Genomic DNA, 256 nt, shown 5'->3' with positions numbered 1-256 from the left:
GTCGGCATTGAGGGTGAAGTTGTGGCCCGGCTTCTCGCTGTAGGTCTGGTCGCCTTCGAAATCGTGGATGGCGGTGCGCACGCTTTGCCCGGCCCGCTTGTCCGGACACACCGCATGCACCTGGTGGCCCACCATCTGCAGGGCCTGGAACGGGACCATGGTTTCGTAGTCTTCGGCATAGTCGCCGACCAGCATCAGGATCTTCTTCGCAGCCATCACGCGCACTCCTTCGGGCAGGGCCCGGTCATACCGGGGA

At 63.7% G+C, this 256-nt stretch carries 1 protein-coding gene; it reads right to left on the bottom strand.

The annotated features are described in order from the left end of the window. The coding region (locus tag G5A07_RS21480) for a DJ-1/PfpI family protein (protein WP_223107805.1) at positions 1-216 on the bottom strand (216 nt) is incomplete at its 3' end. Between the last annotated feature and the right edge of the window lie 40 nt (positions 217-256).

This window comes from Stenotrophomonas sp. AS012628 (genome assembly GCF_010608305.1).
Taxonomy (GTDB): Bacteria; Pseudomonadota; Gammaproteobacteria; order Xanthomonadales; family Xanthomonadaceae; genus Stenotrophomonas; species Stenotrophomonas geniculata.
Note: the sequence above shows the minus strand (reverse complement) of the source record. Positions and strands in the feature narration are given on the sequence as shown.